Consider the following 14,634-nt stretch of genomic DNA (forward strand, 5'->3'; position numbering starts at 1 on the left):
TTTTTTTCGACAAAAACTTAGAAGATTAGGAGATGGGAAAAACCAAGCTTTTGTTCATTACTCATGAAATGTCACCATTTCTAGAACTAACTAAAATCTCAGAAATTACCAGACAGTTACCACAAGCCATGCAAGACAAAGGATTAGAAATAAGAATCCTTATGCCTCGTTTTGGGAACATCAATGAGAGAAGGAACAGACTTCATGAAGTAATCAGGTTATCAGGGATGAATATAGTGATTGCTGAAAACGATAACCCTTTAATCATTAAAGTTGCTTCTATTCCTGCAGCTAGAATGCAGGTTTATTTCTTAGATAATGAAGATTATTTTCAACGCAAACATGTATTTAATGATGCTAAAGGAAATTTCTTCGCAGACAATGACGAAAGAACTATTTTCTTTTGCAAAGGCGCATTAGAAACAGTAAAAAAACTAGGCTGGTCGCCAGATGTGGTACATTGCCATGGCTGGATGACTTCTTTGGTACCGGCTTATCTTAAAACTATCTATAAAGAAGACCCTGCATTTAAAGATGCTAAAATAGTGTATTCGGTATATGAAGACAGTTTTAGCCAAACCCTTGGAAAAGATTTTGCAGCAAAAGCAGTCATGAAAGGTATGCAACATGCTGATACGGCATTGTACACTGACGCTACTTTAACAGCTATAAACAACGCTGCAATAGCTTATTCAGATGCGGTTGTATATGGTGACGAAAACCTGAATGAAGAGGTGTTAAATTATGTTAAAAAGTCTGAAAAACCATTATTAGACTACAATTCTTCTTTAGATTTCGAAAATTATTACAATTTTTATCAAGAAATTACTGTAGACGATTTGGTATCTGCAGTTTAATTTAGGAAAAAATAAAGAACATTCTGTTGATGAAATCAAGAAACTTAGACTTATTAACCCTGTTGATAAGTCTTTTTATTTTAAGTAGCTGTAATAGCCCCATGGGAATAGGTTTAGATGTTGATCCAAACGTAATTCTCAATTCAAGTATTCATGAAACTGACGTTATTACCAAGCTCATAAAAGACGATAGCATTGCTACAAACTATACTGAGAGAAGTGTACTTTCTTATATGAAAGACGCTGAGTTTGGTAAAACAACAACTAACATTGCCTTAGCTGTTACCTTACCTTCGTCCAATGTTTCTTTCGGGAAAGACCCTATTCTGGATTCTGCAGTACTGGTATTAAAATACGCAGCTTCTGCACCTATTTACGGTGATAGTGCAAGCTATAAAGTTCTTGTAAACCAACTGTCGGAAAAACTGTATGACGGCACTACAAACAAAGTTTACTACAGTAATAAAGAATGGACTACAGAAAGTACTGTAGTAGGTTCAAAAACATTCTTTCCTGCTTACAACGATAGTCTTTCTATTAAACTTTATGGTTACCAGGACTCTACAGTAAAAATACCGGCGCAGCTAAGAATACCTCTAGATAATCAGTTTATTATTAACAAAATTGTTTCGTTGGACTCTGCTACTTTATCTACAAGTCAAAAGTTTGCTGATTCATTTAAAGGGTTAAAACTTTCGTTTGATAAAAACAGTGTGGCAGGCAAAGGCGGAGCTATCTCTTTTGACACTTATTCTGAGAATGCTGCCAGTCTGGTACTTTATTACAGATATACCAATAGTGAAGACAAAGCCGATACTACCTCTAAAACTTTCCCTATTAACGGAAGCTCAGGCGCTGCTGTTACGGAAGTTATTTGGGATGCTACGGGCTCTAACGCTGCTGCTGCGCTAAGCAATGCAACAAATAACAACGAGAAACTGTATTTAAAAGGATTTTCCGGAACTAAAATAAAAGCAGAATTCCCTAATCTTCATGATTTAAACAACTTAGGCAAGAATATAGCGATTAATAGAGCCGAACTTATTTTTACGGTTGAAGAAGAAACACCTGCTAGTTTTGATCCCCTATCTATATTAAGGATATATAAACTGGATCCTGCTTTACTTCCTAAATATATCCCTGAAGAAAACACTTCGGATCCGAGATATGTTGGGGCCGGAATGGTTGGTGGATACTATAACAAAAGCAAAAAAACGTATATTCTTAACGTAACCGGATATATTCAGGATTTATTTAAGAAAAAATACCCTAATGAGGGGACATTCATAACCACTCATGACTTTATAGGCAAAACAGGTCGCTTAAACGCTCCCGGAAGATCCATTCTGATAGGTGGCGGAAGCACTTCTGCAGACAAACCCAAATTAAAAATCTATTATTCTGACTTGAAATAATTTGACCGCATATAAAAACAATATTTTGTAGTTTAGGGGCAACCAAACTACAAAATATTTAATCTATGTGTGGAATAGTCGGATACATAGGAGGGCGAGACGCCTATCCTATTGTTATTAAAGGACTACAACGCCTGGAATATCGAGGATATGACAGTGCCGGCGTAGCCCTTATCAATGAAAAAAACTCGCTAAACATCTACAAAAAAGCGGGAAAGGTTAAAGATCTGGAAGATTTCGTAAAAGACCGGGACATTTCTGGTTCTGTTGGAATGGGCCATACAAGGTGGGCCACCCACGGAGAACCCAGTGACCGGAACTCTCACCCGCATCAGTCTGGTGATGGAAGATTAGCGATCATACACAATGGTATCATAGAAAACTATGGGCCATTAAAAGAAGAGTTAATAACCAGAGGGCATGAGTTTAAAAGTGATACCGATACAGAAGTTCTTATTCACTTAATCGAAGACATTCAAAAAGAGGGTAATCTTAGCCTGGAAGAGTCTGTAAGAACGGCATTGCATCAGGTAATTGGTGCATTTGCTATTGTGATTATAGATAAAGAAAGTCCCAATGAACTGATTGCCGCCAGAAAAGGAAGCCCTATGGTTATTGGTGTTGGAAAAGGAGAATATTTTATAGCGTCTGACGCCACTCCTATTGTAGAATACACCAAAAATGTAATCTACCTGAATGATAATGAGATTGCTTACCTTAAAAGAGACGAGCTGATTATCAAAAGTATCGATAACATCATACAAACTCCGTATATACAGGAACTGAACCTAAAGCTCGAAATGCTTGAAAAGGGGGGCTACGACCATTTCATGCTCAAAGAGATATACGAACAACCACGTTCTATCTACGATAGCATGAGAGGCCGTATTTACCCTTTAGAAGGAAAGGTACAACTGGGCGGTCTGGTAGAGTATTCAGAAAAACTAAGAAATGCCAATCGGATTATTATTGTAGCCTGCGGAACATCATGGCATGCCGGTTTAGTAGGCGAATACCTTATAGAAGAATTTGCAAGATTACCGGTAGAGGTTGAGTATGCTTCCGAATTCAGATACCGCAACCCGGTAATTTATGAGAATGACATTGTTATAGCGATATCTCAATCAGGAGAAACTGCAGATACAATGGCTGCTATTGAGCTGGCCAAAGAAAAGGGAGCTACTATACTGGGGATCTGCAATGTTGTAGGGTCTTCTATCCCCAGATTAACACATGGCGGAGCCTATACTCACGCCGGACCGGAAATTGGTGTGGCCTCTACCAAAGCTTTTACTGCCCAAGTTACCGTATTAACATTAATTGCCTTTTATGCGGCGCAGATTAAAGGGACCCTATCTCAAAGCAAGCTAACTTCTCTGCTAACAGAATTAGAGAGTATTCCTTCTCTGGTAGAAAAAGCATTGGCAACCAACGATATCATTGTAAAGATTGCCGAGGAATTTAAGGATTCTACAAATTGTATTTTCCTGGGCAGAGGAACTGGCTTCCCTGTTGCCTTAGAAGGGGCATTGAAGCTAAAGGAGATTTCTTATATACATGCTGAGGGTTATCCTGCTGCTGAAATGAAACACGGCCCTATTGCACTGATAGACGAACAGATGCCTGTTATTGTAATAGCTACCAAAAACAGCTCTTACGAAAAGGTAATCTCAAACATACAGGAAGTTAAAGCCAGAAAAGGAAAAATAATTGCTATTGTTACAGAAGGTGATACCGAAGTAAAAAACATGGCAGATTATGTTATTGAAATTCCTCATGCAGATGAGGCTTTCTTGCCTTTACTTGCCACCATCCCGTTACAATTAATATCTTATCATATTGCAGTAATGAGGGGTTGTAATGTAGACCAGCCAAGAAATCTGGCAAAGTCGGTTACAGTAGAATAGTTATTAATATGCAGACTTACGGAGTTTTATATTTAGATATAAACTTCGTGAGTCTACTTTTTATTCCCCAGTATTGTGCTATTTAGCTCGATAAAGCTGATTAAGATAGAACTAAAGGAAAGACATTAAAATATTGGTTACGCACAATTATAAAAAAACAATATGCTGATATCAGTAAAATATTTTTATCGCAGTATTACAAGCACCACAAATTACAGTACAAAAAGGGCTGTATCAAAAATAAGGACATTGTCATTTCGATGAGTACAGTAAAGATAAATCTTCTTCTGAAGTACTCCTGAAACAGATTCCTCGACTTCCGCTCGGAATGACAAATTACTTTTGATACAGCCCCGTTCCTTTTTTCCGGGATTCTTACTATAAGAATCTCCTATTGCATTAAAGCTTAATCTCTTCTTCTTTATTATTGATAAAGGCAAATTCTGTTAAGTGATAAGAAGTTATACCTTTTACTTTTACCCATTGCCCGTACTTAAAAAACCATCTTAGTTGTTTAGACAACAGACCTTTTTTAATGTAAGCTTCTACATAAGGATGTACACAAAGTGTTATTCCTTTTTCTGCTTGCTCGTTCAGGATATAGTTAAGGTTACTTTCAATATCGTCTATCAATATGATACTTGCCTTAATCTCACCAGTTCCGCCACAAGTAGGGCATTTTTCACTGGTTACAATATTCATTTCAGGCCTAACACGCTGTCTGGTAATTTGCACCAGTCCAAACTTACTTGGAGGTAAGATGGTATGTTTGGCTCTGTCATGATTCATTTCGGCTTTAAGATAATCGAAAAGCTCTTTCCGATTAGGGGCTTTGTGCATATCAATAAAATCGATTACCACAATTCCACCCATATCTCTCAACCTCAATTGTCTTGCTATCTCTCTTGCTGCTTCTTTGTTAACCTGTAAAGCATTCTCTTCCTGATTTTCCGGGTTAGCCGTTCTGTTACCACTATTTACATCAATGACATGTAAAGCTTCAGTATGCTCGATAACCAGATAGGCGCCTCCTGCCAGATTTACTGTTTTACCAAAGGAAGACTTAATCTGTTTTTCTATACCAAAGTGTTCAAAAATTGGCTCTTTCCCTTTGTAATGCTTTACGATGCTCTCCATTTCGGGAGAAATCTCATGAATATAAGATCTCACCTCTTCATATAAAGCTGCATCATTAACATAAATATGGGTAAAATCTGCGTTCAGAATATCCCTCAATATAGTTGAGGTTCTTCCCATTTCTCCCAGAATTCTATTAGAAGGACTGGTTTTAGGAATCTTTTTCATAAAAGTTTCCCATTTAGAAACAAGGTCTTGTATATCCTTTTGAATTTCGGCAACACCTTTTTTCTCAGAAACTGTTCTGATAATAATCCCAAACCCTTTAGGTTTAATGCCTTCTACAATCTTTCTTAACCGGGTTCTTTCTGTATTGCTCTTAATCTTTTTAGATATAGAAATTACATCTGAAAAAGGGACAAGAACAACAAAACGGCCCGCTAAAGACAAATCCGAGCTTAACCTGGGTCCTTTGGTAGAAATGGGTTCTTTAGCAATTTGTACCGGAAGCAAAACATCTTTAGATAAAACCCCTGAAATTTTTCCAGATTTATCTATGTCTTCTTCTCTTTTAAATGAGCTTAAGAGATAGTCGTTAAAGTTGCCATTTCTGGCTACTCTAGTTAGTTTTAATAAAGAGAGAACTTGTGGCCCTAAATCCAAATAGTGCAAAAAAGCATCTTTCTCGTAGCCTACATCAACAAACGCAGCATTCAATCCGGGCATGATTTTTTTGATTCGGCCAAGATAAATGTCACCAACAGCATAATTGTTGTTGATTTGTTCTTTGTTGAGTTCTACGAGCTGCTTATCTTGCACTAATGCAATAGTAACCCCGCCTGGGGCCGAATTAATAATTAACTCTTTTACCAACAGCTACTTTTTTAAAAAGATTTATCTGTAAACCTTTTAACCAACAGAGGATTTTTAAATAAACAGAAACGAAATTTGCTCCCTATAGACTTATAGGGAGCAATTTATAATATTTTATATGCTATGAAAGCTTATTTTTTCTTATGTCTGTTTTTTCTTAAACGTTTTTTACGTTTATGGGTAGCCATTTTATGTCTTTTTCTTTTTTTACCGCTTGGCATAATCTTTAATTTTTAAATTATTATTAATTATTTAACTCTTTTATCTTTCTATCTATAAAGGAACTTAATCCCGGATCGCCCGCCAGCTTCTTACTTGCTTCATAAGCTTCGATAGCAGCCGTTTTCATTCCCATATTTTCATAGCTTGTAGCAAGATAAAAATACGCTTCTGGACTTTTACTTACCTCTATTACAGTTTTAAATCTTTCTACCGCTTTTCCAAACTGGCCAGACTTCATAGAGAATAATCCCAGATTCATATTTGCACTTAGGTTTTTAGGGTCTACTTCAACCACTTTCAGCAGCATTTGTATACCCTGCATAGGGTTGTTTGTACCAGATACATACGCTACGCCCAGTCCCGTTTGCGCCTCAAGCCCATCCGCATTAAATTCTAATGCTTTTGTATAAGCATCAATGGCTTTTTGGGTTAAACCCTGGATTGCATTTGTATCCGGAAAATTCTGATATCCTTCTGTAAACCTATCTCCTGCAAGTAACCAACTTTTATAAGATGGTTTCTTTTCTGCAATGGCTTCGTAAGAAAAAGCAGCTGCCGCAGGCTGATTAACATCATCCCATTTCTTGGCAAGTTCTTCTTCTAAGGCTAAAGCGCCATCACCTGAAGATTTTTTTAAAGATTCTTCTACTTTTTGTATATCAGTCAATAAACTTGCGCTAACATTTTGTTTAGCTACAGCAATTACCCCCTCTTTAGAAAAGGAAGAGGTTGACGCTCCGTTAGAACTGGTTTGCTCCTGACCTTCCTGAGCATCTTCCTGCTTTATTAACCCTTTGATGTCAAGACTCAATAATATACCCATTAGCACAACTACTGAACCAACTACTATATATTGTTTTGTCTTCATCTTTTTGTTTTTTTATTAAGCGGTAACCGCTTTTTTGTTTCCTACTTTTACTTTATCAACAAATGCTTTTGCTGGTTTAAAGCTTGGCACAAAATGCTCAGGAATTATTATAGCTGTGTTTTTCGAAATGTTTCTTGCAGTTTTTTCAGCTCTTTTTTTCACTACGAAGCTACCAAATCCTCTTACATAAACATTTTCTCCGTTAATCATCGAGTTCTTCACCACTTTGAAAAATGCCTCAACTGTTTCTTGGACGTCTACTTTCTCGATTCCAGTCTTATTAGCAATTTCCGCAATAATTTCTGCCTTTGTCATGTCTTATATATTCTTTTTTTAATTTTCCTTCCCTTGATTTGGGGATGCAAAAGTATGGGTTTTAGTTGAATAAGGAAAATAAATATCCACTTTTTTTTATTTCAAACGCCTATAAAACAATGCTTAAGCTTTAATGCGATCAATATACCAGTTTAAATGTAATTTTGTGCATGAATTTTTCGGCTGAATTGATAAAATGGTACAATTATAACAAAAGACCACTCCCATGGAGAGAAACCCGTGATCCTTACCTGATTTGGCTATCCGAAATCATCCTGCAGCAGACTCGTGTTGACCAGGGAATGCCCTATTATTTAAGGTTTGCGGAGCGTTTTCCTGATGTCCGCAGCTTTGCCGCTGCCTCGGAGGACGAGATATTAATGCTTTGGCAGGGTCTGGGTTACTATTCGCGTGGCAGGAATATGTTAAAGACTGCCCGAAAAGTGGTAGAGGAATATAGTGGTCGTTTTCCGTCTTCCTATAATGAACTTATTAAATTAACAGGAATAGGTGAATATACCGCAGCAGCTATCTCATCTTTTTCTGCCAATGAACCTAAGGCTGTAGTGGATGGAAATGTATATCGACTTTTATCCAGATACTTCGGTATTTATACTCCTATAAATACAGGAGCGGGTAAAAAAGAATTTCAGGCACTGGCCGATGAATTACTGGATAAAAATAATGCGGGAGAAAACAACCAGGCTATTATAGAATTTGGGGCTTTGCAATGCAAACCTAAGAATCCAAACTGTTTTGACTGTCCTTTATCTTCAAACTGCTATGCCTTTTTGAACAATAAAACGGATAGTCTTCCTGTAAAGATGAAAACGCTCAAGATTAAAGAACGCCACTTTTTTTATTTCGTTATTATAAAGGATAACAAAATATTGATAAGAAGAAGAGATAATTCGGACATCTGGGCGGGTTTACATGACTTTCCCATGATAGAAAGTGAGAGGGCACTGCTTCCTGAGGAGCTATTGCAACATGATATCTTCAACCAATGGTTTCCTTCAGCAGCCACTATTGGCAAAACTTCTGCTCCGATAAAACATATACTTACCCATCAAAGACTTTTCGGAACGTTTATTGAAATAGACTCCATCAAAAGCCATCTTATTGAAAGAAATGGATGGTTCTGGGTAGAAATCAACAAATTAGAGGATTACGCTAAACCCAAATTAATTTTGGCTTTTTTAAAAAACTTCTATAAATTAAAGGAAATTTAATTGCAAGTTATGTCAGGTATTAACAAGGTTATTTTAGTAGGTCACTTGGGAAAAGATCCCGAAGTAAGACATTTAGATGGAAATGTTACGGTAGCAAGCTTCCCCTTAGCTACATCAGAAACGTATAATAAAGACGGTAAAAGAATAGAGCAAACCGAATGGCACAACATCGTCATGTGGCGTGGTTTGGCTGAGGTTGCTTCTAAATACCTCCAAAAAGGTAAGCTGGTATATATTGAAGGAAAACTAAGAACCCGTTCTTTTGAAGACAAAGAAGGCCACAAAAAATATACTACTGAAATAGTGGCTGAAAACTTTACGATGCTGGGCAGAAAGAGTGATTTTGAAAGCAGCTCTAATAGTGGGGGTGCCGACACTGAAAAAACTAATTCTTCTAATACTGATGAAAGTTTAAGTTTGAATCCGGTAGATGATGATTTGCCTTTTTAACCTGTAAATAGAGGTAGTGGAAACTTCCGCATATTGCGCAATAGCCACCACCTGCTATAAGCAGCCTAAGTATTACCCAAGGTAATCTTAAGTTAAGTCATTTATAAACCGAATACTCATCTTACAAATATCTAACAACTCTTTTGGAAGCATATCTTCCTTATAGGGATGGTATGCTCCAAAAACATGGTTGGCAGCAGGTATAATTTCTAACTCAGATACAGGATTAATCTGATGGAACTGTTTTGCTACAGATACGTTCACATTAATATCATTATCACCATGTATAATTAACCAGGGCTGCTTTACGCCACTAGCTGCTGTAATAATATTCAGTTCTTTGGCATGTTGTAAGTAATCATGCAAAAGCACTACATTTAACGGCATATATTCCTTGGTTCGGGCATTAAATGTTTCTATTTTACCTTTTTGCTCCCATTCTTGTTCCTGTTCTTTTTTCCAGAGGCTGGCAAAATCACTAATAGCTGCCCAGGTTATTAACCCATCCACTCTTTGGTCTTTAGCTGTTTGTAGAATACTAATTCCACCTCCTCTACTATGTCCAATCAGAATTATTTTAGCTGCTTTTAGATCACTTTTCACATAGTGCAGTACTTTGTCCAGATCATATAGTTCTTTAATGGGTGTATTATTGGCAAAATCTTCCAGATTGGAAACATCTACGGGGTTTTCGATAGGCACACCACTATGGGAAAAGTTAAACTTCACATAATGGACTCCCTGATCTGCAAAATAACTACCTACCAGATTATGTGCCCCCCAGTCTTTAAAACCTTTAAATCCATGTACAAAAACAGCATAAATATTATTCTCTTCTTTGGCTCTGGTGATATCACCCAATATGGTTTTACCATTAAACCCGGCTATCTTAAATTCCATCTTTTTATTATTTTTTTAAAAAATGTTCTTTACGTTGAATCAGGACTGTATCTCCTTCCTGTAAATTTTTATAGAAATCTTCGTTAATAAAATTAGGCCGGTCTAAAGCCATACAGTATGAACTTACCCCCATCTTATTTTTTGAGTAATACAAAGAGTATAATGGTATGGCAAGGGAATTTGCATTTTTGACTTCTATAGGAAGAAATGTTTTAGAAATACACCCACTTAAATACCCAGTAGTTGAAGGAATCCACCTACATTCTATCAAGTGTGTGAAACGACTTACAACTTTGGTCAAACAATCTTCACCTCCTATTATTAGAGGATCAGGTTCCTTATCATCTATTAATAAAGCTATACTGGATGATTGTTTTTCCATCTTACCGGCGGCATAAGGTTCATCCGCTATTGTTGCCGAAAAACTCCCCTGACCATCCAGCGTAATTTTAAACAAAAACTGATCACCCATATCCTGTTTATCCTTTTCAGAAAAAGACTCAGTTAATGCCCTCCTTTTTATAAAATTTGCGACCTCATTCTTAACGACAGATTTCCCATTCTTTGTATAAAGCTCGGCCTTATAAACCTGAATGGTTTTATCTGCTAAAAAAGTCCCACTTAGTGTCTCTAAATCAATCGGCTCGTTTTTCTTACATCCTGCCAAACCAATTGTTAACAGCGCAAGGCAGATGAAATATTTGTTCATTATGATTTTAATTTATTTTTAAAAATAACAAAGTATTTGCACTTTAAAATCAAACAAGGAGTTAAGCTTTCCAATAATTAAAAATATGTAACAGAAGACTTGTTGTACTTTGAGGTTAAATTTATCTTTACAACTTTATTTTACAATATGGCAAGTACTAATTTTTTTAAGAACCGGGACTTCGGTATACTCATCATCAGGGTTGGATTAGGTATCTGTATGGTTATGCATGGCTTACCTAAAATTACAGGCGGCATGGAAAAATGGAAGGCTATTGGCGGGGCCATGAATACAATAGGTATAGATTTCGCACCAACTTTCTGGGGCTTTATGGCTTCTGCTGTAGAAACTTTTGGTGGTTTTCTTTTGGTACTGGGGCTTTTTTTCAGACCGGCCAATGCTTTGTTGGCATTTACCATGTTAATTGCAGCTCTTGTTCATATCAACAAAGGCGAGGGTTTTATGGGAGCTTCCCATGCCATAGAAATTGGCATTGCATTTTTGGGATTGATATTTATAGGTCCTGGGAAATACAGTATAGATAAGAAATAATTACCGGGCTGAGCCGTGATAGATTGGATTATTTCTCTCTCATAAAAACTCATACATCATCATGGTTCAGCTTCCTTTAACTATAGGGCTCCCGGCGGGCAGTTTTCTTTCAAAAACTAAGCGTTGTAGTCCTGCATTTTGTTTACGGCTATTATTTGCCCTATTCACTTACATATTCCAAAATATCTCCTGGCTGGCAATCCAATGCTTTACAAATTGCTTCTAAAGTAGAGAAACGAATTGCTTTTGCCTTTCCTGTCTTTAATATAGAAAGATTGGATAATGTCAAATCAACTCTTTCGGATAGCTCATTAAGAGAAATTTTTCGCTTTGCCATCATCACATCTAAATTTACAATAATTGCCATAGCTTAAATTGTCAAGTCATTTTCGGATTTCATATCTACAGCATTTTGTAGAATCTTCTCAAATATCGCAGCGGCAGTTGCAACTACAGCAGCAACCAAAGTAGCCACCATACAAATACCTAAAAAACCAGCAGGATCGTCTTCCTTACTATGGAATAACCTTATGTAAAGTCCAGCCACTACAATTAAAATACTCAGTACAATTCCGCAATACTTTATGCTTCTTAATGCCTCAACTGAATTTGGAAAGAATATTTTATTTTGACCAATATACCCTAGTAATTTAAATATTTTGTACAGGGCAATAAAATACACCATTGAAGCTGCATACATATACAAAATAAATCCGTCGAAATAAATACTCCACAGATCCAGATTTGTGGCTCTTCCTTCAATTAAAGGGAACCTGATTAAAATGGCAAGTGTTATTATGCCGATAAGCACAACGACTGCCTGCAGAAATATGATTGAAATTCTTTTCATAATGATTTGCATTATCCCATTACAAATATACAACAATTATTTATTGATAAACAATAAATAAAAATCGATTAACAATCAAAACATTTAAGAACAGTCTCCTAGTTTAAATTCTAAAACCAACGACTCTAGCTACTAAGTCCTAACTTATATTTGCAGTATAAAAGACCAAATCTCCTTTCGATTTGACCCTTACCCAGAGATTTGAGCTAGTGGGTTAATCATGGTTCAGCTTTCTCTAATTATAGGGCTCCCGGAGGACAGTTCTCTTTCAAAAATTTGGTAAAAATCAAAGTCAGGTGTTTGCTTGTTCCCTCTCCTTCCGAAATGCTGTGCGACCTGTTTGGATAACTCATCATCTGAAAAGTTTTACCGTATTTTATTAATTCATTAATCATTTGTTCGGCATTATTATAATGCACATTATCGTCACCTGTTCCATGTATCAGTAACAAATTACCTTTCAGGTTTTTAGCATGGGCTATAGGCGATCCCTGTTCAAAAAACTGTCTGTCTTCGGGTAACAGCCCCATGTATCTTTCCTGATAAATGTTATCATAGTTCAACTGGTTATCCACAGCTGCTATAGAAATACCCGTCTGGTAAATATCAGGGTACTGAAACAGCAGGTTAAGCGTAGTAGACCCACCTCCGCTCCAGCCCCAAACTGCCATCCGGTTTTTATCTATAAAATTCCACTTCAATATTTCTTTTGCCGCCATGGCCTGGTCCCTGATATTCTGTATGCCTATATTTTTATAAATAGATTTTCGCCATGTTCTTCCTTTTGGTGCAGGGGTACCCCTACCATCTACAGATATATAAATATATCCATCTGCAGACATATCACCATCGTAAAGCCTGTTTATTCCGGTTCCATATCTATTTTTAACGGTTTGACTGGCGGGCTCTCCATAAACATAAAACAGAACCGGGTATTTTTTATGAGGGTCAAAGTTTTTCGGTTTTACCATCCAGCCGTCCATTTCTACACCATCAACTGTGGTCACTTTAAAGAACTCTACTTTTGGTGCTGACGCAGGCAACTTTGTTTTTTCCTGTTTTATTAATGATTTATGCGCAGGAAGAGAAACAGTCTCACTCATGGGATAATCATTTACACTGGAAAAATAATGTACTGCCAACAATCCGTTGGGTGAAATATCGTAATCGTGAGTCCCTTTTTGGTTCTCTGGACTTAACTTTACCGCATTTGAATTACCGTCTAACGCTATTTTATACAGATAACGTTCGGTCGCATTCAGCGGCGATGCCATAAAATAAATCTGATTGTTTCGGCTATCTACCTTCTTAATAGATAGGATATCAAATTTCTCTTGGGTAATCAGTCGCTCTGTTCCTTTCAGGTCTATAGCGTAAATCTGTCTCCATCCACCTTTTTCGCTTACCCAAATAAACTCTTTGCCGTTATTTATCCAATCCCACCCATCGGGCCCGTCATCGCTCCACCTGTCTTTAGAATCTATCCACGCTGTTTCCTCTTCTTTATGCAAAATTTTGCTTGTTCCGTTACCTACCTCCGCTAAAAATATTCTGGATATGTTTTGTCTTCTATTCAGTTGTTCCAAAATAATTTCGGTATTGGAAACCCATTCCATCCGCGGTATATAATGCTGTTTGGCATCTCCATCTATTTGCATCCATCGGGTTTCTCCTCCACTGGCGGAAACAACTCCTATCCTGCATTTACTGGGGTCTTCGCCTACTACCGGATATTCTACGGGAATGGTAAAAGGATAAAGGGAATCGGTATTATTAATCATCAGATAGTTTTTAATCTGAGTGGCATCTAATTGCCAATAGGCAATGTTTTTTCCATCTGGAGACCATCTAAAGCCATCTCTGCAACCAAACTCTTCTTCATACACCCAATCAAAAGTCCCGTTAATTAGCCTCGTAGTTCCAGAAGTGGTAAGCTGCACCCCTTTTCCGGTTACTATATCTTCTACATAAATATTGTTCTGGTAAACATAGGCTACCTTTTGGGCGTCTGGCGAGAATTTGGCAAACATCAGAGAAGATGCTGTTTTTTTAGCGCCTATTTGCCTTATTTTTTTGGTGCGAATATCATATACCCAGTAATCGCCTTTTGTTTCGTAGCGCCATACTTTTTTGGTATTGGTAAATAACAGTACCTTCTTATTATCTGCGCTTAATGCTATACTGGAAACTCGCAACGGTTGTTGCTCTTGCACTGTTAGCGCTGCCTGAGCTATAAATAGTTTTCTTGATTTTGGATTTTTGGCATTTACTTCATATATCCCGCTGTCGTCTATATCATAAAAATAATTGCCATCTGGCGACCAGGGTAATTTATCATACTGTGCATATAAAACCCCGGGTAAACTCAGCTGCAAAATAATTATAAAAATATACAGGTGTTTCATGT

General features: G+C 37.1%; 14 protein-coding genes. 6 read left to right on the forward strand and 8 right to left on the reverse strand.

Features of this window, described 5'->3' with window-relative positions; all coding sequences use genetic code 11:
* Positions 1-32: 32 nt before the first annotated feature.
* The 3 genes from ACFSAH_RS07185 to glmS all read left to right on the forward strand — a co-directional run bounded on the left by ACFSAH_RS07185 (position 33) and on the right by glmS (position 4,179).
* Positions 33-857 (forward strand): glycogen/starch synthase, encoded by an 825-nt coding sequence (locus ACFSAH_RS07185; RefSeq protein WP_379662030.1) that lies wholly within the window; start codon positions 33-35, stop codon positions 855-857.
* A 29-nt stretch (positions 858-886) separates the two neighbouring features.
* The gene (locus ACFSAH_RS07190; protein WP_379662031.1) at positions 887-2,272 is read left to right on the forward strand and encodes a DUF4270 domain-containing protein; all 1,386 of its coding nucleotides are present in this window, start codon (positions 887-889) and stop codon (positions 2,270-2,272) included.
* Between the two features lie 65 nt (positions 2,273-2,337).
* On the forward strand, positions 2,338-4,179 hold the full coding sequence (glmS, locus tag ACFSAH_RS07195) for a glutamine--fructose-6-phosphate transaminase (isomerizing) (protein WP_379662032.1): 1,842 nt from the start codon (positions 2,338-2,340) through the stop codon (positions 4,177-4,179).
* 399 nt (positions 4,180-4,578) lie between these two features.
* Here glmS and ACFSAH_RS07200 read toward each other — a convergent pair whose 3' ends face one another.
* From ACFSAH_RS07200 to ACFSAH_RS07210, 3 genes are all read right to left on the reverse strand, one after another.
* The gene (locus ACFSAH_RS07200) at positions 4,579-6,129 is read right to left on the reverse strand and encodes an Rne/Rng family ribonuclease (protein ID WP_379662033.1); all 1,551 of its coding nucleotides are present in this window, start codon (positions 6,127-6,129) and stop codon (positions 4,579-4,581) included.
* A gap of 244 nt (positions 6,130-6,373) precedes the next feature.
* Positions 6,374-7,219: a tetratricopeptide repeat protein gene (locus ACFSAH_RS07205; RefSeq protein WP_379662034.1), complete on the reverse strand. Its 846-nt coding sequence runs from the start codon at positions 7,217-7,219 to the stop codon at positions 6,374-6,376.
* A 15-nt stretch (positions 7,220-7,234) separates the two neighbouring features.
* Positions 7,235-7,534 carry an HU family DNA-binding protein gene (locus ACFSAH_RS07210; protein WP_379662035.1) on the reverse strand — a complete coding sequence of 100 codons (300 nt, stop codon included), beginning with the start codon at positions 7,532-7,534 and terminating at the stop codon, positions 7,235-7,237.
* Positions 7,535-7,704: 170 nt separating this feature from the next.
* Between ACFSAH_RS07210 and mutY the strand changes: the two genes are divergently transcribed.
* A complete protein-coding gene (mutY, locus tag ACFSAH_RS07215) occupies positions 7,705-8,766 on the forward strand; it encodes an A/G-specific adenine glycosylase (protein WP_379662036.1) in 1,062 nt (353 codons plus the stop codon).
* Positions 8,767-8,775: 9 nt separating this feature from the next.
* Positions 8,776-9,216: a single-stranded DNA-binding protein gene (locus ACFSAH_RS07220; protein WP_379662037.1), complete on the forward strand. Its 441-nt coding sequence runs from the start codon at positions 8,776-8,778 to the stop codon at positions 9,214-9,216.
* Between the two features lie 87 nt (positions 9,217-9,303).
* Here ACFSAH_RS07220 and ACFSAH_RS07225 read toward each other — a convergent pair whose 3' ends face one another.
* Positions 9,304-10,116, reverse strand: coding sequence for an alpha/beta hydrolase family protein (locus tag ACFSAH_RS07225; RefSeq protein ID WP_379662038.1), 813 nt, complete (start codon positions 10,114-10,116; stop codon positions 9,304-9,306).
* A 7-nt stretch (positions 10,117-10,123) separates the two neighbouring features.
* Positions 10,124-10,825: a hypothetical protein gene (locus ACFSAH_RS07230; RefSeq protein WP_379662039.1), complete on the reverse strand. Its 702-nt coding sequence runs from the start codon at positions 10,823-10,825 to the stop codon at positions 10,124-10,126.
* A 147-nt stretch (positions 10,826-10,972) separates the two neighbouring features.
* On the opposite strand from ACFSAH_RS07230, the gene ACFSAH_RS07235 reads away from it, so the two are divergent.
* Entirely contained in the window at positions 10,973-11,377 is a 405-nt protein-coding gene (locus tag ACFSAH_RS07235; RefSeq protein WP_379662040.1) for a DoxX family protein, read from the forward strand.
* A 160-nt stretch (positions 11,378-11,537) separates the two neighbouring features.
* Here ACFSAH_RS07235 and ACFSAH_RS07240 read toward each other — a convergent pair whose 3' ends face one another.
* From ACFSAH_RS07240 to ACFSAH_RS07250, 3 genes are all read right to left on the reverse strand, one after another.
* Positions 11,538-11,744, reverse strand: coding sequence for a helix-turn-helix domain-containing protein (locus ACFSAH_RS07240; RefSeq protein WP_379662041.1), 207 nt, complete (start codon positions 11,742-11,744; stop codon positions 11,538-11,540).
* Positions 11,745-11,747: 3 nt separating this feature from the next.
* Positions 11,748-12,227, reverse strand: a complete 480-nt coding sequence (locus ACFSAH_RS07245; protein ID WP_379662042.1) for a DUF2975 domain-containing protein — start codon at positions 12,225-12,227, stop codon at positions 11,748-11,750.
* Between the two features lie 239 nt (positions 12,228-12,466).
* The gene (locus ACFSAH_RS07250) at positions 12,467-14,632 is read right to left on the reverse strand and encodes a DPP IV N-terminal domain-containing protein (protein WP_379662043.1); all 2,166 of its coding nucleotides are present in this window, start codon (positions 14,630-14,632) and stop codon (positions 12,467-12,469) included.
* Positions 14,633-14,634: the final 2 nt, after the last annotated feature.

The organism is Pseudopedobacter beijingensis (genome assembly GCF_042678145.1).
Classification (GTDB): Bacteria; Bacteroidota; Bacteroidia; order Sphingobacteriales; family Sphingobacteriaceae; genus Pseudopedobacter; species Pseudopedobacter beijingensis.